This is a genomic window from Methylobacterium sp. J-070 (genome assembly GCF_022829385.1).
Taxonomy (GTDB): domain Bacteria; phylum Pseudomonadota; class Alphaproteobacteria; order Rhizobiales; family Beijerinckiaceae; genus Methylobacterium.
Genome location: NZ_JAKSXX010000235.1, coordinates 365,924 through 391,220 on the forward strand (window position 1 = coordinate 365,924; position 25,297 = coordinate 391,220).

Here is a 25,297-nt window from a genome sequence, read left to right on the forward strand (position 1 = left end):
GGTCGGCGCCGGCCGACGTTACGGATCTGGAGCCGAGGTCGATTGCAACGCGATCGGCCGCGGCTCTAAACTGGACCGGTGGTGCGCCAGACACCTCCGCCGCGCTCGAACAAGGACACGAACGTTTGGGCAGTTCTCGCGCCAACCTCATCCTCGCGCATTCCGCGGACCTGACCGGGGGCGCTGCCCAGACCCCGGTGGCGATCATCGATATCGGCTCCAACTCGGTCCGGCTGGTCGCCTATGACGGCCTGAGCCGGGCGCCGACACCGCTCTACAACGAGAAAGTGCTGTGCGGCCTGGGCCGCAACGTGCTGACCACCGGGCGGCTCAACGACGAGGCCGTCGCCCGGGCGCTCACCGCCCTGGGCCGGTTCCGCGTGCTCTGCCAGACGATGCAGGTCGGCCAGGTGCTCGTCCTGGCCACGGCGGCGGCGCGGGACGCGGAGAACGGGCCCGACTTCCTGCGCGCCGCCGAAGCGGCCTGCGGCCAGGAGATCCAGCTTCTGTCCGGCCGGCGTGAGGCGGAACTCTCGGCGCTCGGCGTGATCTCGGGCTTTCACGCCCCCGATGGCGTGGTCGGCGACATGGGCGGCGGGTCGCTCGAACTCGTCGATGTCCGCGGCACCGTGGTCGGGCAGGGCGTGACCATGCCCCTCGGCGGCCTCGCCCTGCAGGACCTGTCCGGCGGATCGGTGAAGAAGGCCGCCAAGATCGTCCGCGAGCACATGCGCAGGGCGGCCCCCCAGCTCGAGACCCTGCGCGGGCGGACCTTCTACGCGGTCGGCGGCACCTGGCGCGCGCTGGCACGGCTCCATCAGGCCGCCCGCGGCTATCCGGTGCACGTGATGCACGGCTACACCGTGGAGCCGACCGACGAGTTGAGCTTCCTCCAGGTGGTCGAGCAGACCGATGTCGCCCTCCTGCAGGACGTGGACCTGATCTCCGAGGCGCGGCGTCCGCTCCTCGCCTACGGTGCGGCGGTGCTGGAGGAGATCATCCGGGTCGGCCGGCCGCGGGAGGTGGCGATCTCGGCCTCCGGGGTCCGGGAGGGGCTGCTGTTCGAGCAGCTCGACCGCGACACGCGTCTGATCGACCCGCTGCTCGCCTCGGCGGCCGAATTCAACACCCTGCGCGCCCGCGCGCCGGCGCACGGCGAGGAGCTGATCGCCTGGACCGACCGGTTCGTGGCGACCCTCGACGGGCATGAGACGGCGGATGAGCGACGCCTGCGCCACGCGGGCTGCCTGCTCTCGGATGTGGGCTGGCGGGCCCATCCCGATTACCGCGACGAACAGAGCATCGCGGTGATCCAGAATGCCGCCTTCGTGGGCGTCGACCATCCGGGCCGGGCCTATCTCGCCCTGGCGGTCTCCCTGCGGCACACCGGCCTCGCGCCGGAGAAGGCCAATCCGATCCTGCGCGGGGTGGCCGGGACGCGCCTGTTCGAGCGGGCGCGCCTGCTCGGCGGCCTGTTGCGCGTCGCCTTCCCGATCTCGGCCGGCATGGGGGGCGCCCTGAGCCGGGCGCCGCTCACCGTCGAGGACGGGCGCGTCACCCTGCGCCTGTCCCGCGATTGGGAAGCCCTGAGCGGCGACCGCCTGCTGAACCGCGTCCGCGGCCTCGGCCGCGTGGTCGGCCTGGACGGACGGATCGAGATCGGCTGAGGGCGCCGGCGTTCAGGCGACGCGATCGGAGAAGATCGCCTTCTTGACCACGGCGTGGACGCCCCAGTTGCCGTCGACGACCTGCGTGATCCCGAAATCCACCGCCACCGACATCAGCGAGATCGCCTCGTCCTCGGTCAGGCCTTTCGCGTGCATCAGGAACTGGCGCATCTTGCGGAAGGCGTCGCGCATGGCGAGGTCGATGGAGGATTTCTGGAAGATCGCCGTCTGCGCATCGGGGCCGAGGTCGCGCAGATAGTTCGGATAGCTGAAGCCGGACAGGACCCAATCCTCGCGGGTCTCGATCATCGGGAAATCGAGGCCCTCCAGCGGCGTGCCGGGCAGGTCGGCCTTCTTGTGCAGGACGAACTGGAACGTCCCGGTCAGCGAACACTCGATGGCGGTGCCGCACAGTTCCGAATCCCCCTGGCTGGCATGGGGGTCCCCCACCGAGAACAGGGCGCCCGGCACCGCGACCGGATAGTAGAGGGTCGCGCCCTTGCCGATCCGCCAATTGTCGATGTTGCCGCCGGTGTAGCTCGGCGGGATCGTGTTCACCCGGTCGGCTTCGGCGGGCGCCACGCCCATCGTGCCGAAATGCGGGCGGATCGGCACCCGGATGCCCTTCAACACCTCGAAGGTCTTCTGCGTCTTCGTGTGGTCCACCGGCAGGCCGGGATAATCGATGGTCGGGTGGGAGACGCCGAACGGATCGGTCACGCCGGGCCAGCGGAAGCTGTAGACGGCCCGCGCCCAGTCGCGCTCCCCGGTCGCGTCGACCTCGTAGATGGTCACGACCTCCCGGGGCTTATCGCCGGTGATCAGGTCGTTGTAGTGGTAGCCCCACCACGCCGCCGCGTTGCTGCCGAAGGCCAGACCCTTGTACTTCGGGTTGGCGCAGGGGCGGGGCGCGACGTCGAGGATGCGCACCTCCAGGACGTCGCCGGGTTCCGCGCCGCGCATCGCCACCGGGCCGGTGCAGATATGCACCCCGAGCCCACCGCCGGGGCCGATCTTGGCGTCCATCGCCCCCGCGCCGCGGGGGGTGACGCCCATCTTGTCCTTGGTCCAGAGGTAGACGCTCTCGGCGCCCGGATCGCCCGCGATCATGCGCTCGGCATCGTCGCTCGCCTGATGGGTGAGCGTCTCGATGGTCACGAAGTCGCCCGAGCCGATCTCGACCTGCGGCTTGAGGCTCCGGCTGAAGAAGCCCCAGTGGACGGTCTCGGCATGCGCCGGCAGATGATAATGCGCGGTCGTGGCGATCCGGGCGGCGCTCGCCTGGGCGAGCGCCGGACTCACGAGCGACGGGCCGCCGGCCGCGAAAGCCGCGGCCGCCGCGCCGGTCGCGGCGAAACTGCTCTTCAGGAAGGCACGTCGCTCCGGCTCCAGATCCTTTCGGAACCGGCGCCGGTGCTCCTCGAAGGCATGGCAAGTCGGATCGTCACCCGCACACATGGCTCATCTCCCAAGGTATCCAAGCCTCGGGAGAGGGAAAGCAAGTCGACGGCCACGCTTGCGGCCGTCGTCGCGCCGTCTCACTCCGAGATCATGCCGACGCCGCCCTCGCCGGGCTCGGCCGGCATCGCATGGTCTGACTGCGCCTCGACCACGGCGGCTGCCGTGACGTTGACGATCCCGCGGGCGGTCACCGACGGCGTCAGGATATGGGCGGGCTTGGCCGGACCGATCAGCAGCGGACCGACCGGCAGGGCATCCGCCAGGACCTTGGCGAACTGGAACGCGATGTTGGCGGCGTCGAGATTCGGGAAGATCAGCACGTTGGCCGCTCCCTTGAACCGCGATCCCGGCAGCACGCGGTCGCGGACCATCTCGCTGAGGGCCGAGTCCGCCTGCATCTCGCCGTCGACCATCAGATGGGGGTCGCGCTTCTGCAGCAGGGCGAGGGCGTCCCGCATCTTCATCGCGGAGAGCGAATCCGACTGCCCGAAATCGGAGTGGCTCAGGAGCGCGATCTTCGGCGTCAGCCCGAAGCGGCTCACGTGGCTGGCGCAGGCCTGGGCCACGTCGGCGATCTCCTCGGCCGTGGGATTCTGGCGGACATGGGTGTCGGCCAGGAAGTAGGCGCCGTTATGGGTCACCACGAGACTCATCGCCGCGCATTGCTCCGCGCCGGGGGCGAGCCCGATCACGTCGCGGATGATGCGCAGCCGTGTCTCGAACCGGCCCTCCAGGCCGCAGATCAGGGCATCGGCCTCGCCGCGGCGCACCGCGATGGCACCGATCACGGTGTTGTTGGTCCGCACCAGCGTGCGCGCCGCGTCGGGCGTGATGCCACGCCGGCCGGCGACCTCGAGGTAGGTCTGCACGTAGGCGCGGTAGCGCGGATCGTCCTCGGGGTCGATCAACTCGAAGTCGCGGCCGTGCTCGATCGACAGGCCGAAGCGCTTCAGGCGGGTCTCGACCACCCGCGGGCGGCCGACCAGGATCGGCCGCGCCACCTTGTCCTCGACGATCGCCTGCACGGCGCGCAGCACCCGCTCGTCCTCGCCCTCGGCGTAGATCACCCGCTTGGGCTCGACCTTCGCCTTCGAGAACAGCGGCTTCATAATCAGGCCGGACCGGTGCACGAACCGGTCGAGGCTCTCGACATAGGCGTCGAGATCGGCGAGCGGCCGCCCGGCGACGCCGGAATCCATCGCGGCCTTGGCCACCGCCGGGGCGATGCGCAGGATCAGGCGCGGGTCGAACGGGCTCGGGATCAGGGAGTTCGGCCCGAACGGCCGCGCCTCGCCGCCATAGGCCCGGGCGACCACGTCGGAGGTGGTCTCGTGGGCGAGCCCCGCGATCGCCTTCACGGCGGCCTTCTTCATCTCCTCGTTGATCTTGTGGGCGCCGACATCGAGGGCCCCGCGGAAGATGTAGGGGAAGCACAGGACGTTGTTGACCTGGTTCGGGAAGTCCGACCGGCCCGTGCAGATCATCGCGTCCGGCCGCTCCGTCTGCGCCAAGTCCGGCATGATCTCCGGGTAGGGGTTGGCCAGCGCCATGATCAGCGGCTTCTCGGCCATCTCCTTGAGGTATTCGGGCTTCAGGACGCCGCCGGCCGAGAGGCCGATGAAGACGTCCGCCCCCGGGATGACCTCGGCCAGCGTCCGCTTGCTGGTCTCCTGCGCGTAGATGTCCTTCCACCGGTCCATCAGCTCCGGGCGGCCCTTGTAGACCACGCCCTTGATGTCGGTGACCGTGATGTTCTCGCGGGTGGCGCCGAGCGAGACCAGGAGATTGAGGCAGGCGAGGGCGGCCGCACCGGCCCCGGAGGTGACGATGCGGACGTCGGACAGGTTCTTGCCGGCGAGTTCCAGGCCGTTGAGCACGGCCGCCGCCACGATGATCGCGGTGCCGTGCTGGTCGTCGTGGAAGACCGGGATGTTCATCCGGGCCCGGCACTGCTCCTCGACCTCGAAGCACTCCGGCGCCTTGATGTCCTCCAGGTTGATGCCGCCGAAGGTCGGCTCCAGGGCGCAGACCACGTCGACGAGCTTGGAGACGTCCTTCTGATCGACCTCGATGTCGAACACGTCGATGCCGGCGAATTTCTTGAACAGGACCGCCTTGCCCTCCATCACGGGCTTGGAGGCCAGCGGTCCGATGTCGCCGAGACCCAGGACGGCCGTGCCGTTCGACAGCACCGCCACGAGGTTCTGCCGGATCGTCAGATCGGCGGCCTGTTGCGGATCGTCATGGATGGCCATGCAGGCCGCCGCCACGCCGGGCGAGTAGGCCAGCGCGAGGTCGCGCTGGTTGCCCAGGGGCTTGGTCGCCTGGATCTCGAGCTTCCCGGGCTTGGGCAGGCGGTGGTAGACGAGCGCCCCGGCCTTGAGGTCCTCGGACATGTTATCGGCCATCGCCCACGCTCCCGCTCACCTTTTCCGCAGAGGACGACGCGATCGCGCATCGCACGGGCTCGCGTCTTGACCGGTCTGTTGCACCGGCTGCGTAGGGGGCGCAACCCGCACAACGAGACCCGGATCCACCTCGCCAAACTGGCGAAGGCCTACGGCTTCTCCATAGGCGCTTATTCGTACGGGCGTCCAAAAGTGCGTTTCCCCGAAAGCGGCCGCCGGCTGACGATCGGTTGCTATTGTTCCATCGCCGACAAGGTCGAGATCCTGCTCGGCGGCGACCACCGGCTCGACTGGGTCTCGACCTACCCGTTCGCCGCGATGCGCGGGTTGTTCCCGGACGCGCGGGCGCCGGAGGATTTCCACGCCTCGCGGGGCGACGTGGTGATCGGGCACGACGTCTGGCTCGGATCCGGCTGCATGATCCTCTCGGGGGTCACGGTGGGCCACGGGGCAGTGGTGGCCGCCAGGGCCGTGGTGACCCGCGACGTCCCGCCCTACGCGGTGGTCGCCGGCAATCCGGCGCGGGTGGTGCGGCGCCGCTTCGACGAGGACACCGTGGCGGCGCTGATGGCGGCCGCGTGGTGGGACCTGCCCCACGAGGCGGTGACGCGGCTCGTGCCGCTGCTGCAGAGCGGCGACGTCGCCCGCCTCGTCGCGGCGGCCGGCGACGTTGCCGCAGGCCGGGGGATTGCGTAATCCGCTGCCCGGATTGCCTGCCGAACCCGGAGCCCGACCATGTCCGACCCCGCGCTGCCAGACCGCCTCTCGGTCAACCCGAACAGCCCCTACTACGACGCGGCCCTGCTCGAGCGCGGCATCGGCATCCGCTTCAAGGGCGTCGAGAAGACCAACGTCGAGGAATATTGCGTGAGCGAGGGCTGGGTGCGCCTCTCGGCTGGCAAGACCCTCGACCGCGCCGGCAACCCGATGACGGTGAAGCTGAAGGGCCCGGTGGAGCCTTATCTGCGCGACGCGGCGGACGTGGGCTGAGATCCGCGCCGGATCATCGCTCCAGCGGGAAGGGCGTGGGCTCCCAATAGGGCTCGAGCTCCGTTCCCCGGACGTTGGCCGCCTCCCATTCGTGCAGGATCCTGGCCAGCGCCGGGCGATCGCCGGCCATGAGCGGGTCCGCCACGGCGGTGAGTTGCGTCTGCCAGCGATGCGGGAGAGACCCCGGCGGGAACGTCCTGCGGGCGTGCAAGGGTTGTTGCTCGTGCCAGATCTTTCGAGCGGCCTCGAGGTCTCCGGCCGCGATGTAGACGATCATGCGGTCTTCGGCTTCTTCGTCATAAAAGCGATTGTCACCAGATAGCAGAGTCAAATAACCCTCGATTTCACTCAATAATTTCATTTTCGGAACAGCATAATTGATAATAACTTCAATCGCATCAGTCAATGAGTCCGGTTCTGACCATAGCCACGCAGCATTTTCTGATCTGGCCGGCTTTATCAATGGCTCATAGAATGTTCCTATGCGGATATCGGAGATCGAATCTGCATAGAACAATGAGCAGGCGACAAGTCTAGGTCGAAAGCAATCTGGATCGGAAGATCTTTCGATGAACACACCACATGCTATATGATGTACTGGAGTATTCAGAATGTATCTAAGACGTAACTGCTTAAGTAGCGTCTCACGCGAAGCCACAGCGTTGTATATTGATCTAAACTGACGTTGGTTAGTCATTGGGTGCAGCAAATATAGCCTTACGATCTTTGGTATTCTGCCCGGACAAAACCGAGAAGAGCGATCCCGCGGCTTCGAGCGTTCTCGCGAATCGCCGCGCCAGCTCATCGGAGGGCCGCGGTCGGCTTCGAGCCAGTCGGACGAAGGCCTCCGGTTCGGCCCCATCCCGGGTGAGGGTGCTGCGAGCCAGGATCTCGCCGCTGTCACCATCGCGGATCGTCTGGGTGAAACCTGAGGTCTCGAAGACCGTGCGTGTCCCGTCCGGTCCGGTGACCGTGTGCTGCTCGTCCCAGTCCGTATGCGGTTTGGCTCGGATCCGGATCGAGAGAACCCGCGATCCATCTGCGAGCACAGCGTCTACTGTTCGCGATTGAGCCTCGGAGGCGCCGTCCGTGCCATCCGAAACCCAGCGGCCGCCATCGGACTGCCCGGCTGGCGCACGCGGCTGGTCGGCTCGGTCCTTGCGGCTCAAAACGTTCTCGAACTGGATCAGCTTGACATCGACAGCGAAGCCAGCGAGCTCGGCGCGAAGGGTGGCGATCTCCTGGGCGTGACGATCGTTCGTGAGTCGCGACATCGGCCTTGCCCCGTTTGGACAAGAAACCTATTGCATCGCCGGTATTATGCCAATTTTTTCCTATTCGGCGAATGGCCGCTCTTCCTGAACAGGGCCTTTGGTTGTGCGAGCCGCGTAGTCCCGTTGGGCCGCCGCGATCATCGCTGAAAGCTGACGGCCCCGCTTCGGCGTGGCCACGACGAGGCTGGTCACGACCTCGGGATGGGTCCGTCGCTGCCGGGGACGGCGGGCATGGCTGGACAGGCGAAGAGTCGCGTCCTGGCCCTGGAGCGCGAGGTAGAGGCTGTCGCCGCGCTCGTTCCGTGCGACGATGATGAAGCCGTGCGCTTGCAGCAGCTTCGCCGCCAACGCCAAGGCTGCGGCGGGCGGGAGTGCCCTATCGTGATCGCTCACGGCCCCGCCGGCTCGATCGTGCCCAGGCGTCGCCGCCCCAGCGCCCGCGCCTTCAGCGCCAGGGCCGGTCGCTCGATCCCGTACCAGGACAGGGCGGCCACCGGCAGTGTCAAAGCGAAGGCCGGAGCCAGCAGGGCGGGCCCGGACATCTGCGGGCACAGGGCGTGCAGGGTCTGTTGAACCGGCCAGCCGTAGAGATAGATCCCGTAGGACAGGTCCGCGGGCGGATCGAACGGCCCGCACGCCATGGGTCCGAGGGCGAGCCAGACGGCGCCGTAGGCCTCCCCCAGGAACAGCAGCGCCGGGTAGGCCGGCGTCCGCGCGAGGACGACCGCGCCGAAGGCGAGGCACGCGAGGGCGACGGCTGAAACCCGCAGGCGGTCGCGCCAGAGATACAGGGCCGCCCCGGCCGCGAAGAGCAGCGGCAGGCGCATGGCCGTCTCGGTGCCCTTGGCGAGCTCCGATCCGCGCAGCCCGGTGACGATGGAGAGCGCCAGCGCGAGCCCCGCGACGATCACCAGGGCCGACCAGCGCCGCCTCAGCAGGCCGCACAGGGCGGCGGCGAGGACGCCGAGATAGCACAGCACCTCGTATTTCAGCGTCCAGACCGTGCCGAGGGGGGCCCGGTAAGGATTGGCCTCGAAGACGCCCGGGAGGGCGGCGTTGCTCTTGAAGGTCGTGAGCGTCCCGCGGATGAACGACCACAATCCGGGGTCGCGCAGGTACTCGGAGAGCGGCAGGCGGGTCAGCGCGGCGCCGAGCCCGAGCGACACGACGAGCGTCGCGGTCACCAGTCCCGGCAGGATCCGCAGGGTCCTGGCGAGGACGTAGTCGCGGATCCCGCGCCGGTCGCCGCTCATGGTGACCAGGAAGCCCGACACGGCGAAGAACCCGTTCACCGCGTGCTCGCCGAGCGTGTAGCCGGTCACCCGCGCCAGCGGCTCGTCCCCGGCCGCACCGGTCGCGACGCTGAAGGCATGCGATATCACCACGGCCAGGGCGAGGGCGAGGCGCAGACCGGTAAAACCGTTCCGCCCGCGATCGAGGGCCGCCGCGATGGTCGGAGCAACGGTCACGTCAATCCCTCACGGCCGAGCGCCGTCCGGCCGCGCAGGAAAGCCAGGGCGCCGGCCGCCGAGCCGCCGTAGCGCTCCAGGCCGGCACGGCGCAGCACCAGCGCGGACAGGAGGGCCTTCGGCAGGTTGCTCATCAGGGCGGCGAGGCTCGGGTCGGGCAGGCCGTACTTGCGGCTGACATAGGCTCGCGACCAGGACTGGTGCCAGCGGCTGCGGAACACCCGCCCCGGCTCCGCCGCCGAGGACCGGCCGCGGCCGTGCAGCGCCTCGGCTCCGTGGACATGGACGAGGGCGCGCCCGGACTCCGCGAGGCGCCGGCACAGGTCGTCGTCCTCGTAGAACAGGAAGATGTTCTCGTCGAAGCCGCCGAGGTCCAGGAAGAGCGCGCGCGGGATCATCAGGCAAGCCCCGGAGAGGAACGGCGCGCAGGCATCGCCCTGCGGCAGCGCGCGGCGGCCGCCGGGATTGGTGAGATAGGGCGCCAGCAACGAGCGCGCCTGGTAGAAGAAGCGGCCGTCGGCCTCGACGAGCCGCGGCGCCAGGAGGCCTGCATCCGGCCAGGCCCGGGCCGCGTCCAGGAGCGCCGTCGCCGCGCCCGGGCGCAGGACGACGTCCGGGTTGACGATCAGGACGTGCTCCGCCGCCTCCGCGGCCCGGACGCCCCGGTTGTTGGCGCGGCCGTAGCCCTGGTTGCGGGTGTTGCGGATCACCCGTGCGCCTGCGGCCTCCGCGACCGCCACGGAAGCGTCGCGGCTGGCGTTGTCGACCACGATCGCCGGCACGTGCTGGGCGGCCAGCGCCGCCAGGCAGGCCGGCAGCATCTCGGCACTGTCATGCGCCACGACGATCGCGACGAGGGCCGCCACCGCGCGGCGGGTCTGCCAGGCTCAAAGCTTCTCGGGCAGGTTGAGGCGGATATGCAGCTCCCGCAACTGCTTGGGGGTCGCCTCCGAGGGGGCGCCCATCATCAGGTCCTCGGCGCGCTGATTCATCGGGAACAGCACCACTTCGCGGATGTTCGGTTCGTTGCACAGGAGCATGACGATGCGGTCGACGCCCGGCGCGATGCCGCCGTGCGGCGGGGCGCCCATGCGCAGGGCGTTGAGCATGCCGCCGAACTTCTGCTCCAGTACCTCCTGGCCGTAGCCGGCGATCGCGAAGGCCTTCTCCATGACGTCCGGACGATGGTTGCGGATCGCTCCGGAGGACAGTTCGACGCCGTTGCACACGATGTCGTACTGGAACGCCTTGATCCCGAGGACTTTCCTGGTGACCGGGCCGGTCTCGTCCTCGGCCGCGAGGGCGGCGAGGTCCAAGCCGAGAAACTCGTCGCGGTCGATGTTGGGCATCGAGAACGGGTTGTGGGAGAAGTCGATCCGCTTCTCCTCCTCGCTCCACTCGTACATCGGGAAGTCGGTGATCCAGCAGAACGCGTACTGATCCTTGTCACACAGCCCCAGTTCGTCGCCGATGCGGATACGGGCCTTGCCGGCGAGGCCGGCCGCCTTCGCCTCGGGCCCGGCGGAGAAGAACACCGCGTCGCCGGCCTTGACGCCCGCCCGCTCGGCGATCAGCGCCTGGACCTCGGCCGGGATGAACTTGGCGATCGGGCCCTTGCCGGAGAGCCGGCCGTTCTCGTCCTCGAAGACGATGTAGCCGAGTCCCGGCGCGCCCTCGGACCGGGCCCAGTCGTTCAGCTTGTCGAAGAACGACCGCGGCTGCGCGGCCGCCCCGGTCGCCGGGATCGCCCGGACCACGCCGCCCCCCGCGATCACCCCCTGGAAGGCCTTGAAGGCCACGTCCGGGCGGGCGAAGGCGTCGGTGACGTCGGCGATGATCAGCGGGTTGCGCAGATCCGGCTTGTCGACGCCATACTTCAGCATCGACTCCGCGAAGGTGATCCGCGGGAATGCCGGGGTCACGCGCCGGCCCGCGGCGAACTCCTCGAAGACGCCCCGCAGGACCGGCTCGACCGCCTGGAACACGTCCTCCTGGGTGACGAAGCTCATCTCGATGTCGAGCTGGTAGAACTCGCCCGGCGAGCGATCCGCCCGAGCGTCCTCGTCGCGGAAACAGGGGGCGATCTGGAAATACCGGTCGAAGCCCGCGATCATCGTCAGCTGCTTGAATTGCTGCGGCGCCTGCGGGAGCGCGTAGAACTTGCCGGGATGGACCCGGGAGGGCACCAGATAGTCGCGGGCGCCCTCCGGCGACGAGGCGGTCAGGATCGGGGTCTGGAACTCGAAGAAGCCGCCCTCGCGCATCCGGCGCCGCAGCGAATCGATGATCGCGCCGCGCTTCATGATGTTGGCGTGCAGCTTCTCCCGCCGCAGGTCGAGGAAGCGGTACCGGAGCCGCGTCTCCTCGGGATATTCCAGGTCGCCGAAGACCGGCAGCGGCAGCTCCCCGGCCGGCCCCAGCACCTCCAGGTCGTCGATATAGACCTCGACCGCGCCGGTCGGCAGCTCGGCGTTCTCCGTGCCGGCCGGACGAGTGCGGACTCGGCCGTCGATCCGCACCACCCATTCCGAGCGCACCCCTTCGGCGGCCTTGAAGGCCGGCGAGTCGGAATCCACCACGCACTGCGTCAGGCCGTAATGGTCCCGCAGGTCGATGAACAGCACGCCCCCGTGGTCGCGGATGCGGTGGCACCAGCCGGAGAGGCGGACGCGCTGGCCGACGTCGGACGGGCGGATCGCCCCGCAGGTGTGGGAACGGTAACGGTGCATGACGGGCTTCTTCCGTGGGAAGGCCGGCACCATTCACGCGAGGCCCCCCAAGTCAAGCGCGGGACGGGCGCCACGGCTCCGAAAGCCGGGCCCGGACCGCCCTCCGCGCCTACCGGAACGGCCGCGCGATCCCCATATGATGTCCATGAGCCACAACGCTTTTTCCCACACGCGGGAGCCGCGTGAAACGCCGGTCGCCACGGCGTCCGGTGCCTGGCGGACGCTGCCGCTCGATGGCCGTTTCGACCTCGTCTACGAGGACGCGGCCGGCGCCTGGAGCAACCGGTCCCTGGCGGCGCGCGAGCTGAAGCTCGGTCCGGGGCGGACCCTGCTCGGCGGCATCGATGCCCGGCGCGGCGGCTATCGCGGCTTCCGGGTCGATCGGATCCGCCGGCTGGTCGACGGCGCCACCGGCGAGCGCATCGAGACCGGGATCCTGGACCGGCTGCTCGGCCGCGCGGAGGCGCAACGCCGGGCGCACGCCACGCGAATCCGGCGCCAGGCGCGGGTGCGCCGCGGGGCAGCCCGCGCGGGAGCGGCAGAGCTGATATCGTGACGGGGAATGCGGGGAAGATGGGGACCTGCGCGGTGGTCCCTCCCCATGTCGGCGCGGGTTGCGTATAGCCGGGTCATGGACCTGATCACCACAACCGACACGCTGCGTGAGATCTGCGCGCGTCTCGCCGAGCAGCCCTTCGTGACCGTCGACACGGAGTTCATGCGCGAGACGACGTATTATCCCAAGCTCTGCCTCGTACAGATGGCGGCTCCGGACGGCACCGCGGTGCTGGTCGATCCCCTGGCGCCCGGCATCGATCTCCAGCCCTTCATCGACCTGATGGCGGATGAGCGGACCGTGAAAGTGTTCCACTCCGCCCGCCAGGATCTCGAGATCGTCTGGCTGATGGGCGGGATCCTGCCGCAACCGTTCTTCGACACGCAGGTCGCCGCCATGGTGTGCGGCTACGGCGACTCCGTCTCGTATGAGCAGCTCGTCAACGATGTCGCCAAGGCCAAGATCGACAAGTCGTCCCGCTTCACCGACTGGTCCCGCCGGCCGCTCTCGGAGGCGCAGCTCACCTACGCCCTCTCGGACGTCACGCACCTCGTGAAGGTCTACGAGGTCCTCGTCGCCGAGCTCCTGCGCACCGATCGCGGTGCCTGGCTCGACGAGGAGATGGCGGTGCTGACGTCGCCGGACACCTATCGGGCCGATCCGGGACAGGCGTGGCGGCGGCTGTCCGGCCGGATGCGCAAGCCCCGCGAGATCGCCGTGCTGATGGAGGTCGCGGCGTGGCGCGAGGGCGAGGCGCAGGCCCGCAACGTGCCGCGCGGCCGCGTGCTGAAGGACGAGGCGGTCATCGACATCGCGTCCGCCGCCCCGCGGAATGCCGAAGCGCTGGGCCGCCTGCGGACCATCCCGGCCGGGTTCGAACGCTCACGAACCGGCGGAGAGATCCTGGCCGCCGTGGAGCGCGGCCTCTTGCGCGACACCAGCGACATCCGCATGCCCGAGCGGGCGCGCCGGAGCGGAGGCAACGGCGCGATCGTGGAGCTCCTGAAGGTGCTTCTGAAGGCGGTCTGCGAGGCCGAGGGCGTCGCGCCGAAGATCATCGCCACCGTCGATGATCTGGAAGCCGTCGCCGATGACGACGCGGCCGAGGTTCCGGCCCTGCAGGGCTGGCGTCGGACGCTGTTCGGCGAGAAGGCCCTCGCGCTCAAGCAGGGGCGCCTGGCCCTGTCCGTGGAGGCTGGCCGCATCGTGGTGCGCACGCTCGACCCGACCTCCGCCGACGAGGCGCCCGGCGCCGCCGACTGACAAAGCCCGCGCGGAGCACGACAAACCGCTTCCGCAGACGTGACTCGCCCGACGGTCGGGACTAAATGGCAATGCCGTTGCCGATTAATCCCGCCCTCCGCTGCGCGTATGCTTGAGCCGAACGAAGTCTTGAAGACTCTGACCGGTCGGGGGCTGGTCTCGGCGGAGGGCTGCGGCTCCGCCCGCGTCCGTTACCGCGTGGTGGTGGAACGGCGCGAGGGCGGCATCGTCGCCTTCGGCACCCTGAACGGCAGTCACGCGGGCCTGCGGCCCATCTGGCTCGAGCCCGACGCGCAGCTCCGCCTCGCGAACGGGCGTCGCCTCAACATCTCGATCACCGATCTCATCGGCGATACGGCGGAGTTCGAGAGCACGGGACCGGTCGGCGCGCTTTGATTCGGTGGTCGACGCCGTTCGGAAAACCGGCGGCGACGGAGCGGCCGGCTTCGCGCCATACGGGCGTCGTGGCTGACTGGAGCCGTCGGGATGATTCGGCAAATCAGTACCGGCAAATACGCGGCGACCCGCCAAATCCTGCGACTCGCCCATGCGGCGACTGAGCGCACGGGATCGTTGGCCGGGGCGCCCTCGTCGGCCGGTCGTCGCTTACTCCCGCACTGCGAACACGGCGCCGACGGAGTCCGCCCACAAAAGCAGCACCGCACCAGCCGTGAACCGCGGAGCGCGCATAGTTAGGCACAGCAGAGCTTCAACGCTTGCAAGGTCTGCATGGCCGACCGACGCGTCGCCGTGAGAACAAGCCAAAAGAATGCATCCCGTTTGGTGCATCGCAACATTTCTTTTCGCAGGTGCATGACAGACGGCGATGTTTTGTTACCTGCAAAGAACCTTTCACCGTGCGGCGAAACGCGCGGAACAGCGAGTTGACGGCGCTCAAAAATCTCTTAAGGTCCGTCCAAGCCTCGGTTTCGAGGGGACCGCCTCAGGGATGGCGGTTCCTGGCTAGGGGGTCCGTAGATCTCCTCGAAGTCCACTATGCCCGCTACCGAGGCGTCCATCCCTGTCGCAAACAGTCAGGTCGGGGTCCGAGCGACGCGTTCTCTCAACGCGCCCTAACGACTCTCAAAGACTTGTCGGAGGAACCCATGAGAGCGGTACATCTCCTTGCGCTTGGCGCGAGCGTCGCGGCCGTTGCCGCGCCGGCGCTGGCCAACGAAAGCGTCCTGAAGGGCATTGCCAATCCGGCGGAGCAAGTCCTTCAGACGGTCGACTACGCGAATACTCGGTATTCGAAGCTCGACCAGATCAACGCGTCGAACGTGAAGAACCTCCAGGTCGCCTGGACCTTCTCGACCGGCGTCCTGCGCGGCCACGAGGGCTCGCCCCTCGTCGTCGGCAACATGATGTACGTGCACACGCCGTTCCCGAACATCGTGTACGCCCTCGACCTCGACCACGAGGCGAAGATCGTCTGGAAGTACGAGCCGAAGCAGGATCCGTCCGTGATCCCGGTGATGTGCTGTGACACGGTCAACCGTGGCCTCGCCTACGCCGACGGCGCCATCCTCCTGCACCAGGCCGACACCACCCTCGTGTCGCTCGACGCCAAGACCGGCAAGGTCAACTGGTCGGTCGTGAACGGCGACCCGAAGAAGGGCGAGACCAACACCGCGACGGTTCTGCCGGTCAAGGACAAGGTCATCGTCGGCATCTCGGGCGGCGAGTTCGGCGTGCAGTGCCACGTCACCGCCTACGACCTGAAGACCGGCAAGAAGGTGTGGCGCGGCTACTCCGAGGGTCCGGACGACCAGATGCTGGTCGACCCGGAGAAGACCACCTACCTCGGCAAGCCGGTCGGCAAGGACTCCTCGCTGAAGACCTGGGAAGGCGATCAGTGGAAGACCGGCGGCGGCTGCACCTGGGGCTGGTTCTCGTACGACCCCAAGCTCGACCTGATGTACTACGGCTCGGGCAACCCCTCGACCTGGAACCCCAAGCAGCGTCCGGGCGACAACCGTTGGTCCATGACCGTCTGGGCGCGTAACCCGGATACCGGCGTGGCCAAGTGGGTCTATCAGATGACCCCGCACGACGAGTGGGACTACGACGGCATCAACGAGATGATCCTCACGGATCAGAAGATCGACGGCAAGGAGCAGCCGCTCCTGACCCACTTCGACCGCAACGGCTTCGGCTACACGCTGAACCGCGAGACCGGCGCCCTTCTGGTCGCCGAGAAGTACGACCCGGCCGTGAACTGGGCGTCCAAGGTCGACATGGACAAGGGCTCGAAGACCTACGGCCGTCCGCTGGTCGTGTCGAAGTACTCGACCGAGCAGAACGGTGAGGACACCAACTCCAAGGGCATCTGCCCGGCGGCCCTCGGGTCGAAGGATCAGCAGCCCGCGGCCTTCTCGCCGAAGACCAACCTGTTCTACGTGCCCACCAACCACGTCTGCATGGACTACGAGCCGTTCCGGGTGACCTACACCCCGGGCCAGCCCTACGTCGGTGCGACCCTGTCGATGTACCCGGCTCCGAACTCGCACGGCGGCATGGGCAACTTCATCGCCTGGGACGGCACGACCGGCAAGATCAAGTGGTCCGACGCCGAGCAGTTCTCGGTGTGGTCCGGTGCTCTGGCCACGGCCGGCGACGTGGTGTTCTACGGGACGCTTGAGGGCTACCTGAAGGCGGTCGACGACAAGACCGGCAAGGAGCTGTTCAAGTTCAAGACCCCGTCGGGCATCATCGGCAACGTGATGACCTACCAGCACAAGGGCAAGCAGTACGTGGGCGTCCTGTCGGGCGTCGGCGGCTGGGCCGGCATCGGCCTCGCGGCCGGCCTGACCGATCCGAACGCCGGTCTCGGCGCGGTGGGTGGCTACGCGGCTCTGTCGCAGTACACCAACCTCGGCGGTCAGCTCACCGTCTTCGCCCTGCCGAACTAATCGGCCGCAGGGTGCAAGTGTGAAAAACGATGCCGGCGCGGGTTCCCGCGCCGGCATCCTTATGATTAGACTCAGACGCAAGAGGCTACGGCTCGAAGGAAGGCGAAAGGCCTCGCTCCAGGGAGACTTATGCGTTGCTCAACCTCAGCACGATCGTAACGCGGCCGGTTATCGCCGCCCTCGCCCTAGCTGCCGTCTCCGCGGCGGCCGTACATGCTGAGGATGCAAAGCCCGCCGACCCCGCCCTCGCGAATTCGCTCAACGCGAACGACAAGACCGCCGAGCAGGATCCGAAGCTGCTCAAGGACAACGCTGCCGTGAAGGTGGAAGACGGCAAGTACGTCGACGCCGAAGGCCACCCGACGTTCCACGTCACCCAGGACGGCAAGAAGCTCGACTGGTATGCGTACTCGGGCTACCGCCGGTATCACGCGGAGTGCCACGTCTGCCACGGCCCCGACGGCATGGGTTCCACCTACGCGCCCGCGCTGAAGGATTCGCTGAAGCACCTCTCGTACGAGGAGTTCATCGGCATCCTGGTCGGCGGCAAGCAGGACGTGAGCGCCTCCGAGCAGAAGGTCATGCCGGCCTTCGGCGACAACAAGAACGTCATGTGCTACTCGGACGACCTCTACGTCTATCTGAAGGCGCGCGCCTCCGGGGCGGTCGGACGGATCCGGCCCTCGGACCACGAGGACAAGCCCGACGGCGCCAAGAAGGCGGAGAAGGAATGCATGGGCGGCTGATGTCGGCCTTCGCCCGGATCGCAGCCCTCTGTGCCCTGTCTTTGACGGGCGCGCAGGGGGCGCTCGCCCAGCACCTCCCCGACACGGTCACCACGGACGTGCTGCGCGTCTGCGGCGATCCGGGCAACATGCCGTTCTCCGAGCGCAAGGACGACGGTTTCGAGAACAAGATCGCGGCGATCATCGCCGACGAGTTGAAGATCAAGGTCCGCTACTACTGGCTCACCCAGGGGCCGGGGTTCGTGCGCAACACCCTCGGCACCGGCCTGTGCGACTTGATCATGGGTCAGGCCTTCGGCAGCGACCTCGTCCAGACGACCAACCCCTATTACCGCTCTGCCTACACGCTGGTCACCCGCAAGGGCGAGTTCGATGGCGTGACGGGTCTCGACGACGTCCGCCTCAAGGGCAGGAGCATCGGGGTGATCGCCGGGACGCCGCCGGTCAACCGCATGGGCGAACTCGGCCTCGTCTCGACGATGAAGGCGTACGCGCCCTACCAGCTCGACCCGTCCCGCAAGTACCAGACGGTCGCGGCCGAGATCGTGGCGGCGCTCGCCGCCAAGGAGATCGACGCCGCCGTCCTGTGGGGGCCGGCGGCAGGCTGGCTCGCCAAGCAGTCGGGCACGCCCATGACCGTCGTGCCGCTGCTCAAGGAACCGGAGCGGCCGCCGATGGCCTACCGCATCGCCATGGGCGTCCGGATCGGCGAGAACGATTGGAAGCGCACCCTCAACACCGTCCTGCGCAAGCGCAGGGCCGATATCGACGCTGTCCTGCGCGAATTCGACGTGCCGCTCCTCGACGCCGAGGAGAACAGGCTGGCCGAGCCCGGCGAGCGCTGACGGGCGCGTGCGCGACCGATCCGACCGGGGCGGCGACGCCGTCTCGAGGCCCGGCTTGGTCCCTTTGACTACCCGATGGAGCGAAGCGGTCCGGGCGGTGCCGCGCTCACCGCCGGCGCTACCTGAGAATATTTTCTATCTGATGCGGATCAGGAAGCGCGACGCGCTCTCCTCCCCCTTGCGGGGAGGAGAGTCGCGCCCAGACCGGCAAGCGCGTGATCCAATTCAATCCGCGCATGCTCTCATCGCGGCATCCGCGATGTCGGCGCGGGACTTTCGACCGAGGCGATCAAACGGCCTCCGCGAGATCGGCGCATCCGCGGCGCTTCGGCCGCATCGGGATGCGGTCGCCCTCCGGAACCGTCCCCGGATCGCCGCCTTCGTTCAGGCCGGGGTTCCGGCCCGCGCGATCCCGGTGCGGTCGAGCTTTGCCAGCGCGTCGACCACGCGCTCGCCGCCGATGACGAGGTCCGGCGCGATCTCGGCGAGGGGCACCAGCACGAAAGCCCGCTCGCGCACGTATCGGTGCGGCAGGACGAGGCGCGCGTCGTCCACGGCGGCCCCCTCGTAGGCCAGGACGTCGATATCGATCACCCGCGGCCCCCAGCGCTCCTCCCGGACGCGGCCGAGATCGTGCTCCACGCGCAGGCAGGCGTCGAGCAGTCCGTGCGGATCGAGCGCGGTCTCGATCGCGACGGCGCCGTTGAGGAACCACGGCTGATCGGTCTTGCCCCAGGGGGGCGTGCGGTAGTCGGCCGAGCGTGCGGTCACGGTGATTCCGGGCGTCGCGGCGAGACCCGCGACCGCCCGGTCGAGCAGCGCCGCCATGTCGCCGATGTTGCTGCCGATCCCGAGATAGGCCTTCATCGGCGGACCTCCCGACGGCGGGTGATCTCGACGCTGACGCCGTCGAGGATGGCCGGGACCGGGGCGCTGGGCTTGTCGACCCGCACGGCGATGGCGTCCACCGCCGGGAACCGCGCGAGGATCGTGGCGGCGATCGACTCCGCGAGGGCTTCGATCAGGTTGAACCGCCGTTCCGTGGCGATCCCGACCGCGATCTCGGTGAGATCGGCGTAGCTCACCGTGCCGGCGACATCGTCGGAACGACCGGCGGCGCCGAGGTCCAGACGGGCCTCGAGGGAAATGTAGAAGCGCTGGCCCAGCACCGCCTCCTCGGGCAGGACGCCGTGCCGCCCGAACACGGCGATCCGGGTGACGCGGATCAGGTCGTCGCCCATGCTCACCGCGCCTCCGGCCGCAGGATCGCGTCGACGACGCGCATCGCATCGATGTGGGCCGCCACGTCGTGCACCCGCACGATGTCGGCGCCGAGCGCCGCCGCGACGGCGTGGGCCGCGAGGGAGCCGTGGAGCCGGTCCGCCGGGCGGGTCTCGCGGTCGTGCAGGCGCCCGAGGAGGGATTTACGGGACACGCCCACGAGCACCGGATACCCGAGGGCGCGGATCTCCGGGAGCCGCCTCAGCGCCTCGAGATGCTGCGCCCAGGTCTTGCCGAAGCCGACCCCCGGATCGAGGACGATGTCGGAGTCCGCGAGGCCCGCCCGGTGCGCGATGCCCAGGGACCGCTCGAAGAATCCGAGCATATCGGCGACGATGTCGATGTCGGCGTCGATCGTCTCGCGGTTGTGCATGATGATGACCGGCGCTCCGTACGCGGCCGCCACGGAGGCGATGTCGGGCTCGCGCTGCAGACCCCAGACGTCGTTCACGATCCGGGCCCCGGCCTTGAGCGCGACGCGCGCCGTGGAGGCCTTGTAGGTGTCGATGGAGATCGGCACCGGCAGCCTGGGCGCAACCGCACGGATCACCGGGAGCACCCGCGCCTGCTCCTCCTCGGCGGAGACCGGGACGTGACCGGGCCGGGTCGACTCACCGCCGACATCGAGGATCGCCGCGCCCTCGGCGACCAGCCGTTCCGCCTGCGACACGGCCTCGGCCGCGCCGGCGAACAGGCCGCCGTCGGAGAAGGAATCCGGGGTGACGTTGAGGATGCCCATGACCAGCGTGCGCCCACCGAGCGCGGGCAGGAGGTCGGACAGGCCGGAAGAGGCGGTCACGGAGCAGGTCCCGTTCACGAGCGCGGTACGGGATGCGTGTGCGCGAATCGCGAGGCCGGCGCAATCTCGGCCGGCCCCTGCACTTTCAGCCGCGGTAGCAGCGGATCTCGGCCTCGGCTTGCGCACGACGGAGTTCCGCGACCTTGTCGTCGAAGACCTTGGTCGACTTGAACTCGTTGGCGCGGTTGCCGACGCCCTGACGCATCGACAGGATCGTGCTCGCCTGGACGTACTTGTCGTACGGCAGGATCGCGGCGAGCTGATCCAGCGAGCAGGAGCACTTCTGCAGGCTCTCGCGGGTCTGGCCGTTGGCCGCCATGCAGCCGAAGACGTAATCGACCCGCGCATCGGTGGGATAGTCGTTCTCCTCGGCGGCCCAGCCGGCCAGACCCGACAGGGTCAGGGCGAGGGCAGCCAGGGCACCCCGTTCAGCCAGCCTTCTGATCATAGCTCAGCTTCTCCTCAAGCAACTCGCCGCCGTCCCGCGTCTTCGACGCCGCCTCGATCGAGACGATCTCGCCGGGGACGGAGGGGGCGGTGACGAAGGTGTAGGTCAGGTCGTCCATGCCGCGCATCCGCTGCGCCAGGGCGTCGCCTTCGAACGGCTTCGTCGTCACGCGCCAGCCGTCGACCTCGTGACCGCCGAACGTCACCTTCGTCGGCGAGACGACCGCCTTCTCGCGCAGGCCCTTGCGGATCGCGAGCTTCAGGTAGCGCGGATTGGCCTCCAGCGCCTTGGCGAGTCCGCGCAGGTGGTTCTCCAGGAACAGGGAGACGACCGGGTTGCCCGGCATGTCCTCGAAGGGCCCGGCCGGGACCCGGTTCAGGCCCGAGAACATCGTGACGACGATGTCGCGCGCCTCGGGGCTCTTCCCGGGCGCCACCTTGAGCACCACCGTGTCGTCCAGGGGCGCCCCGAACGGCCCGCTGGAGATGCCGGAGCGGCGCAGGTAATCGTACGTGATGGTCGAGCCGGGCGCCGTGTTCTTCATGTGCGGCTGGTCGAACAGCAGGTCCGCCGCCGAGGGCGGCGCCGCGGCATTGGCCTGGGTGACGGCGGCGGGCTTCGGCGCATCCTCGGCGTAGGCCGGCAGCGCGGCCAGCACCAGCGCGGCGGCCGTCGTGGCCAGACCTCTCACGACATGACGTCTCACGAGTGGAATTCCTCCTTGAGCGGCGACCGGACGTTGCTGCCGATCGTCCGATAGACGTAATCCGGCGGGCTCTCGGCCGCCTCCTCGGTGGCCAGCGCCCGCACCTTGGCGTGCAGCGGCGAGAGCGAGCAGGCCGGGTCGGTGGCCGCCGCGTCGCCGGCGAGCGCCAAAGCCTGGCAGCGGCAGCCGCCCCAATCCTTCTCGCGGCGGTCGCAGGAGCGGCAGGGCTCCTTCATCCAGTCGGTGCCGCGATAGGCGGTGAAGGCCGGCGAGTCGCGCCAGATCTCGCCGAGGGAATGCCCGGTGACGTTCCAGAATTCCAGCCCCGGGATCGTCTCGGCGGCGTGACAGGGCAGGACCTTCCCCTGAGGCGTGACGTTTATCAGCTTGCGCCCCCAGCCGCCGGCGCAGGCTTTCGGGTATTTCGCGTAGTAGTCGGGCACCACGAGATCGATGACGAGCTGGCCCTTCAGCCGCTCGCGCGCGGCCTCGACGATGCGGATCGACTCGTCCACCTGCGCCTTGTCGGGCATCAGCGCGGCGCGGTTGACGTAGGCCCAGCCGTAATACTGCGTGTGCGCCACCTCGAGGCGCTTGGCACCCATCGTCACCGCCAGATCGATGAAGCCGGCGACCTCGTGGATGTTGCCGCGATGGATCACCGAATTCAGCGTCAGCGGCAGGCCGAGCGCCACGACCTGGGCGGCGAACTCAAATTTCTGGGGCTGCGCATTCTTCAGGCCGCCGATCCGTTCGGCGTTCTGCGCATCGACGCCCTGGACCGAGAGCTGTACGTGGTCGAGGCCGACATCGTAAAGCGCCTGCAGCTTGGCCAGCGCGCCGCCGACGCCCGAGGTGATCAGGTTCGAGTAGAGGCCGAGATCCGCGCAGGTCTTGGTGATCTCGACGATGTCGTTGCGCGCCGTCGGCTCACCCCCGGAGAGGTGCACGTGGAGCACGCCGAGGCCCGCGGCCTCGGTGAGGACGCGCTGCCACGTCGCCGTATCGAGCTCGCCTGAGCGGCGGTCGAGTTCCAGCGGGTTGGAGCAGTAGGGACAGCGCAGCGGGCAGCGATGGGTCAGCTCGGCGAGCAGACCCACCGGAGCCGGCACCTCGGGCCGGTTCGGCGTCAGGGCGTTCATCGCTCGAGAACCCGTTTCTCCGCGAGGCCGTCGAGCATCTGCAGGACGTCGGCCTCGATGGCTCGCGGATCGGCCGCGTAGGTCCGGCCCAGTTCATCCGCGATGTCGGCAACGCTGCGGCTGCCGTCGACCAGCTTGAGGACCGCCACGGCATTGTCGTCGAGGTCGAAGGTGCGCTCGGGGGCGAGGAGGACGTACTTGCCGCGGGTCTCGTCGTTGCGCAGCCGCACGCCCCGGGGCAGGCGGGGACGGTCCTCGGCGGCCATCTTGCGGCCCGGGCCCTGTGCCTGGCCCGGCGCCGGCTCGGCGACGAGGCCTTCGCCCGGACGCCAGGCATCCGGCGGGATCATCCCGGGGGCGACATAGGCGAAGTACAGGGCGTCGAGCTGCGTCCACAGGACGGTGCACTTGAAGGTCAGGGCCGCCATGGCCCGGCGCTGCAGCTCCGGCGTGGTCGCGTGCCGCTTGACGTAGTCGAGGGCGAAGTCGGCGTCCCGCGGGGCCTGCGTCAGGCGCTTGTCGAAATACGCGAGCGTATCCTTGGTGATGAAGTCGTAGTTCTTCAGCATCCCGGCGACGCGCTCGGAAATGATCGTCGGCGAGAACATCTCGGTCAGCGACGAGGCGATCGCCTCCAGGAGGGTCTTCTCGGCGACGAAATGGACGTAGGCCTCGACGGAGAACTTGGTGGCCGAGAGGATGCCCCGGGTCGACAGCACGTAGTCGCGTTCGAAGCCGACGCCTTCGGCGAGTTTCAGCCAGCGCTCGATGCCGCCGTCGCCCTCGTGATCGCCGTCATGATCGACGATGCGCTGACGCCAGATCCGCCGCAGCGACGCGTCGGTCATGCGGGCGAGGACGGCGGCGTCCTTCACCGGGATCATCGCCTGGTAATAGTAGCGGTTCAGCGCCCAGGCCCGGACCTGATCCTTCGACAGCTTCCCGTCGTGCAGCAGTCGATGGAACGGGTGCAGGTTGTGGTAGCGACGCGCGCCGATGTCGCGCAGCGCCGCTTCCAGCTCCTCGGGGCTCAGGAGGCGCTGGCTCTCGGCGGCATCGGGGGTTGGGAAGAGTGCGTTCATGGCGTTTCCGGCGTCCGTTCTCGGCTCGCGTTTCCTGTCATCCTGATCCCGCCCGCATCGACGGGTTAACTAGTTGGGCTCAGGGCCGATATAGTGCCGGTGGCCGACCGGCCCAACTCCCGGTTCCGGCCCGGCACCCGGTTCGCGCCCGAGACGCCTGCGTCACAGAGCCCGCCCGGCAAGGCGCGTTACGCGAACGCGTTCCGAGCCGGCCTTCAGACTGAGCGAGGAACGGTTTGGACGGTCCGGTTCATCCGCGTTCTCGTGTATCCGCCGGCCTAGAGCGCCAAGCGCAGTCCGTCATGCGCCACCGTCCAGCCGGCGGCCTCGACGGCGGCCCGCTCCGGCGAGCCTTCGACCAGCACCGGGTTGGTGTTGTTGATATGCACGAAGATGCGCCGCCCGATCTCGACGCCGGCCAGCGCGTCGATCGACCCGTTCTCGCCGCGCATCGGCACGTGGCCCATGCGCCAGCCGGTCTTCGTGCCGACGCCGGCCCGGATCATGTCGTCGTCGTGGAGCACGGTGCCGTCGAACAGCAGCGCGTCCGCGCCGGCGATCCGTTCACGCAGGCCATCGGTGACCCGAGCGCAGCCGGGCACGTAGGCGAGGCGGCGCCCGCCGGCCTCGATCAGCGCCCCGACCGTCGTCTCGGTCTCGGCGCCGATCTCCATGGTCTCGTCCTCCAGCCAGAGCGGCACCTTGCCGGGGACCGGGAAGAGCGTGACCGACAGGCCGGGCAGGGGCTCGAACCGCTCGTCCATGCCGACGGCCCGGCGGGCGACAACGCCGTCCGCCATCACGTCGAATACGCGGTTCGCGTTCACGGAATCGAGGATGCCGCCGGTGGCGTAGAGGGTGTAGGGCTGGCCCTCGCGCAGGGTCAGGAGCCCGGCGACGTGATCCACGTCGCCGTTCGTCAGGAGCACGGCGCGGATTGGCGAGTCGCGCAGTCCCGTGCGCGGGTGCATCTGGGGGTTGTCGGAGAGCTGTTGCCGGACGTCCGGCGAGGCGTTGATCAGCAGCCAGTCCGACCCGTCAGCGGAGACCGCGATGCTCGACTGGGTCCGGGGCCGCACCCGGTCCGGCTCGGACCGCGCCAGCGTGCAGATGGGGCAGCGGCAATTCCATTGCGGAAGGCCGCCGCCGGCCGCGGAACCGAGGATCACGACGCGCATGGTGCGGCTCCCGCGATCCCCGGCCCGAGGAATCTCAGTTGCGAAACGGCTCAGTTGAAGGTGTCGATCTCGGCCGACTCGTAGCTCGTCACTTCCATGCCGACGCAGATCTCGGACACGACGGGGGCAGCCCACTTCATGGTGTTTCTCCTAGACGTTATCCTCACCGAGCGTCACGCGGTTCCTAAGAGGACCCTAAGACACTGATGGCGCTCTGATTTCCGGCGCCGGAGAGGTATCGACGATTCAGCCGCGCTCTTCAAGCACTAAGTTGCCGGATCCTCCCAAATTTTTCGTGAGAGACTTCCTAAATATCCGGACACCATCGCAAAAACCGGCCG

Annotated in this window: 26 protein-coding genes; 9 read left to right on the plus strand and 17 right to left on the minus strand. The window is 68.6% G+C overall.

Annotated features, from left to right (window positions below; translation table 11 throughout):
* Window positions 1-125: 125 nt before the first annotated feature.
* On the plus strand, window positions 126-1,667 hold the full coding sequence (gene ppx / locus MKL01_RS26610) for an exopolyphosphatase (RefSeq protein ID WP_243908169.1): 1,542 nt from the start codon (window positions 126-128) through the stop codon (window positions 1,665-1,667).
* Window positions 1,668-1,679: 12 nt separating this feature from the next.
* Here ppx and MKL01_RS26615 read toward each other — a convergent pair whose 3' ends face one another.
* Window positions 1,680-3,125 carry an acetamidase/formamidase family protein gene (locus tag MKL01_RS26615; RefSeq protein ID WP_243908170.1) on the minus strand — a complete coding sequence of 482 codons (1,446 nt, stop codon included), beginning with the start codon at window positions 3,123-3,125 and terminating at the stop codon, window positions 1,680-1,682.
* Between the two features lie 80 nt (window positions 3,126-3,205).
* Window positions 3,206-5,536: an NADP-dependent malic enzyme gene (locus tag MKL01_RS26620; protein WP_279604880.1), complete on the minus strand. Its 2,331-nt coding sequence runs from the start codon at window positions 5,534-5,536 to the stop codon at window positions 3,206-3,208.
* Between the two features lie 78 nt (window positions 5,537-5,614).
* Here MKL01_RS26620 and MKL01_RS26625 point away from each other — a divergent pair, with 78 nt between their 5' ends.
* Window positions 5,615-6,232 (plus strand): CatB-related O-acetyltransferase, encoded by a 618-nt coding sequence (locus tag MKL01_RS26625; RefSeq protein ID WP_279604909.1) that lies wholly within the window; start codon window positions 5,615-5,617, stop codon window positions 6,230-6,232.
* A gap of 39 nt (window positions 6,233-6,271) precedes the next feature.
* The gene (locus MKL01_RS26630) at window positions 6,272-6,526 is read left to right on the plus strand and encodes a DUF3297 family protein (protein ID WP_243908171.1); all 255 of its coding nucleotides are present in this window, start codon (window positions 6,272-6,274) and stop codon (window positions 6,524-6,526) included.
* A 13-nt stretch (window positions 6,527-6,539) separates the two neighbouring features.
* Here the strand turns inward: MKL01_RS26630 and MKL01_RS26635 are convergent, their stop codons facing one another.
* The 6 genes from MKL01_RS26635 to aspS all read right to left on the minus strand — a co-directional run bounded on the left by MKL01_RS26635 (window position 6,540) and on the right by aspS (window position 11,998).
* Window positions 6,540-6,932: a hypothetical protein gene (locus MKL01_RS26635; protein ID WP_243908172.1), complete on the minus strand. Its 393-nt coding sequence runs from the start codon at window positions 6,930-6,932 to the stop codon at window positions 6,540-6,542.
* Between the two features lie 283 nt (window positions 6,933-7,215).
* Complete coding sequence (locus MKL01_RS26640) at window positions 7,216-7,800, minus strand: hypothetical protein (RefSeq protein WP_243908173.1); 585 nt, start codon at window positions 7,798-7,800, stop codon at window positions 7,216-7,218.
* A gap of 60 nt (window positions 7,801-7,860) precedes the next feature.
* On the minus strand, window positions 7,861-8,148 hold the full coding sequence (locus tag MKL01_RS26645) for a hypothetical protein (protein WP_243908174.1): 288 nt from the start codon (window positions 8,146-8,148) through the stop codon (window positions 7,861-7,863).
* Between the two features lie 41 nt (window positions 8,149-8,189).
* On the minus strand, window positions 8,190-9,275 hold the full coding sequence (locus MKL01_RS26650; protein ID WP_409566347.1) for an acyltransferase family protein: 1,086 nt from the start codon (window positions 9,273-9,275) through the stop codon (window positions 8,190-8,192).
* Window positions 9,266-10,135: a glycosyltransferase family 2 protein gene (locus MKL01_RS26655; protein ID WP_243908176.1), complete on the minus strand. Its 870-nt coding sequence runs from the start codon at window positions 10,133-10,135 to the stop codon at window positions 9,266-9,268. Before MKL01_RS26655 ends, MKL01_RS26650 begins: the two co-directional genes overlap by 10 nt.
* A gap of 21 nt (window positions 10,136-10,156) precedes the next feature.
* Window positions 10,157-11,998: an aspartate--tRNA ligase gene (gene aspS, locus MKL01_RS26660; protein WP_243908177.1), complete on the minus strand. Its 1,842-nt coding sequence runs from the start codon at window positions 11,996-11,998 to the stop codon at window positions 10,157-10,159.
* A 145-nt stretch (window positions 11,999-12,143) separates the two neighbouring features.
* On the opposite strand from aspS, the gene MKL01_RS26665 reads away from it, so the two are divergent.
* From MKL01_RS26665 to xoxJ, 6 genes are all read left to right on the plus strand, one after another.
* Entirely contained in the window at window positions 12,144-12,554 is a 411-nt protein-coding gene (locus MKL01_RS26665; protein WP_243908178.1) for a hypothetical protein, read from the plus strand.
* A gap of 75 nt (window positions 12,555-12,629) precedes the next feature.
* The gene (gene rnd, locus MKL01_RS26670) at window positions 12,630-13,817 is read left to right on the plus strand and encodes a ribonuclease D (RefSeq protein WP_243908225.1); all 1,188 of its coding nucleotides are present in this window, start codon (window positions 12,630-12,632) and stop codon (window positions 13,815-13,817) included.
* Window positions 13,818-13,946: 129 nt separating this feature from the next.
* Entirely contained in the window at window positions 13,947-14,213 is a 267-nt protein-coding gene (locus MKL01_RS26675) for a hypothetical protein (protein ID WP_243908179.1), read from the plus strand.
* A gap of 710 nt (window positions 14,214-14,923) precedes the next feature.
* Entirely contained in the window at window positions 14,924-16,729 is a 1,806-nt protein-coding gene (gene xoxF1, locus MKL01_RS26680) for a lanthanide-dependent methanol dehydrogenase XoxF1 (RefSeq protein WP_243908180.1), read from the plus strand.
* A gap of 134 nt (window positions 16,730-16,863) precedes the next feature.
* Window positions 16,864-17,475 (plus strand): c-type cytochrome, methanol metabolism-related, encoded by a 612-nt coding sequence (locus tag MKL01_RS26685; protein ID WP_243908181.1) that lies wholly within the window; start codon window positions 16,864-16,866, stop codon window positions 17,473-17,475.
* A complete protein-coding gene (xoxJ, locus tag MKL01_RS26690) occupies window positions 17,460-18,320 on the plus strand; it encodes a rare earth element methanol dehydrogenase accessory protein XoxJ (protein WP_243908182.1) in 861 nt (286 codons plus the stop codon). The genes MKL01_RS26685 and xoxJ overlap by 16 nt, the downstream gene beginning before the upstream one ends.
* Window positions 18,321-18,704: 384 nt before the next feature.
* Here xoxJ and folK read toward each other — a convergent pair whose 3' ends face one another.
* From folK to pqqA, 9 genes are all read right to left on the minus strand, one after another.
* On the minus strand, window positions 18,705-19,187 hold the full coding sequence (gene folK, locus MKL01_RS26695; RefSeq protein WP_243908183.1) for a 2-amino-4-hydroxy-6-hydroxymethyldihydropteridine diphosphokinase: 483 nt from the start codon (window positions 19,185-19,187) through the stop codon (window positions 18,705-18,707).
* Window positions 19,184-19,561, minus strand: a complete 378-nt coding sequence (gene folB, locus MKL01_RS26700; protein ID WP_243908184.1) for a dihydroneopterin aldolase — start codon at window positions 19,559-19,561, stop codon at window positions 19,184-19,186. Before folB ends, folK begins: the two co-directional genes overlap by 4 nt.
* Before the next feature lie 2 nt (window positions 19,562-19,563).
* Window positions 19,564-20,400, minus strand: a complete 837-nt coding sequence (folP, locus tag MKL01_RS26705; RefSeq protein WP_243908185.1) for a dihydropteroate synthase — start codon at window positions 20,398-20,400, stop codon at window positions 19,564-19,566.
* Between the two features lie 85 nt (window positions 20,401-20,485).
* On the minus strand, window positions 20,486-20,848 hold the full coding sequence (locus MKL01_RS26710; protein ID WP_243908186.1) for a hypothetical protein: 363 nt from the start codon (window positions 20,846-20,848) through the stop codon (window positions 20,486-20,488).
* Window positions 20,829-21,554, minus strand: coding sequence for a hypothetical protein (locus tag MKL01_RS26715; protein ID WP_243908187.1), 726 nt, complete (start codon window positions 21,552-21,554; stop codon window positions 20,829-20,831). The genes MKL01_RS26710 and MKL01_RS26715 overlap by 20 nt, the downstream gene beginning before the upstream one ends.
* Window positions 21,551-22,696 (minus strand): pyrroloquinoline quinone biosynthesis protein PqqE, encoded by a 1,146-nt coding sequence (gene pqqE / locus MKL01_RS26720; protein ID WP_243908188.1) that lies wholly within the window; start codon window positions 22,694-22,696, stop codon window positions 21,551-21,553. Before pqqE ends, MKL01_RS26715 begins: the two co-directional genes overlap by 4 nt.
* Window positions 22,693-23,778, minus strand: a complete 1,086-nt coding sequence (gene pqqC, locus MKL01_RS26725; RefSeq protein ID WP_243908189.1) for a pyrroloquinoline-quinone synthase PqqC — start codon at window positions 23,776-23,778, stop codon at window positions 22,693-22,695. The genes pqqE and pqqC overlap by 4 nt, the downstream gene beginning before the upstream one ends.
* Before the next feature lie 278 nt (window positions 23,779-24,056).
* On the minus strand, window positions 24,057-24,956 hold the full coding sequence (gene pqqB, locus MKL01_RS26730; protein WP_243908190.1) for a pyrroloquinoline quinone biosynthesis protein PqqB: 900 nt from the start codon (window positions 24,954-24,956) through the stop codon (window positions 24,057-24,059).
* Between the two features lie 50 nt (window positions 24,957-25,006).
* The gene (gene pqqA / locus MKL01_RS26735) at window positions 25,007-25,096 is read right to left on the minus strand and encodes a pyrroloquinoline quinone precursor peptide PqqA (protein ID WP_007564431.1); all 90 of its coding nucleotides are present in this window, start codon (window positions 25,094-25,096) and stop codon (window positions 25,007-25,009) included.
* Window positions 25,097-25,297: the final 201 nt, after the last annotated feature.

What these genes read in the sequence shown, in the direction of transcription:
- MKL01_RS26615 (WP_243908170.1), bottom strand. Translation starts at nt 3,125, where the DNA reads ATGTGTGCGGGTGACGATCCGACTTGCCATGCCTTCGAGGAGCACCGG.
- MKL01_RS26620 (WP_279604880.1), bottom strand. Translation starts at nt 5,536, where the DNA reads ATGGCCGATAACATGTCCGAGGACCTCAAGGCCGGGGCGCTCGTCTAC.
- MKL01_RS26630 (WP_243908171.1), top strand. Translation starts at nt 6,272, where the DNA reads ATGTCCGACCCCGCGCTGCCAGACCGCCTCTCGGTCAACCCGAACAGC.
- MKL01_RS26640 (WP_243908173.1), bottom strand. Translation starts at nt 7,800, where the DNA reads ATGTCGCGACTCACGAACGATCGTCACGCCCAGGAGATCGCCACCCTT.
- aspS (WP_243908177.1), bottom strand. Translation starts at nt 11,998, where the DNA reads ATGCACCGTTACCGTTCCCACACCTGCGGGGCGATCCGCCCGTCCGAC.
- MKL01_RS26665 (WP_243908178.1), top strand. Translation starts at nt 12,144, where the DNA reads ATGAGCCACAACGCTTTTTCCCACACGCGGGAGCCGCGTGAAACGCCG.
- rnd (WP_243908225.1), top strand. Translation starts at nt 12,630, where the DNA reads ATGGACCTGATCACCACAACCGACACGCTGCGTGAGATCTGCGCGCGT.
- xoxF1 (WP_243908180.1), top strand. Translation starts at nt 14,924, where the DNA reads ATGAGAGCGGTACATCTCCTTGCGCTTGGCGCGAGCGTCGCGGCCGTT.
- xoxJ (WP_243908182.1), top strand. Translation starts at nt 17,460, where the DNA reads ATGCATGGGCGGCTGATGTCGGCCTTCGCCCGGATCGCAGCCCTCTGT.
- folK (WP_243908183.1), bottom strand. Translation starts at nt 19,187, where the DNA reads ATGAAGGCCTATCTCGGGATCGGCAGCAACATCGGCGACATGGCGGCG.
- folB (WP_243908184.1), bottom strand. Translation starts at nt 19,561, where the DNA reads ATGGGCGACGACCTGATCCGCGTCACCCGGATCGCCGTGTTCGGGCGG.
- MKL01_RS26710 (WP_243908186.1), bottom strand. Translation starts at nt 20,848, where the DNA reads ATGATCAGAAGGCTGGCTGAACGGGGTGCCCTGGCTGCCCTCGCCCTG.
- pqqE (WP_243908188.1), bottom strand. Translation starts at nt 22,696, where the DNA reads ATGAACGCCCTGACGCCGAACCGGCCCGAGGTGCCGGCTCCGGTGGGT.
- pqqC (WP_243908189.1), bottom strand. Translation starts at nt 23,778, where the DNA reads ATGAACGCACTCTTCCCAACCCCCGATGCCGCCGAGAGCCAGCGCCTC.
- pqqB (WP_243908190.1), bottom strand. Translation starts at nt 24,956, where the DNA reads ATGCGCGTCGTGATCCTCGGTTCCGCGGCCGGCGGCGGCCTTCCGCAA.
- pqqA (WP_007564431.1), bottom strand. Translation starts at nt 25,096, where the DNA reads ATGAAGTGGGCTGCCCCCGTCGTGTCCGAGATCTGCGTCGGCATGGAA.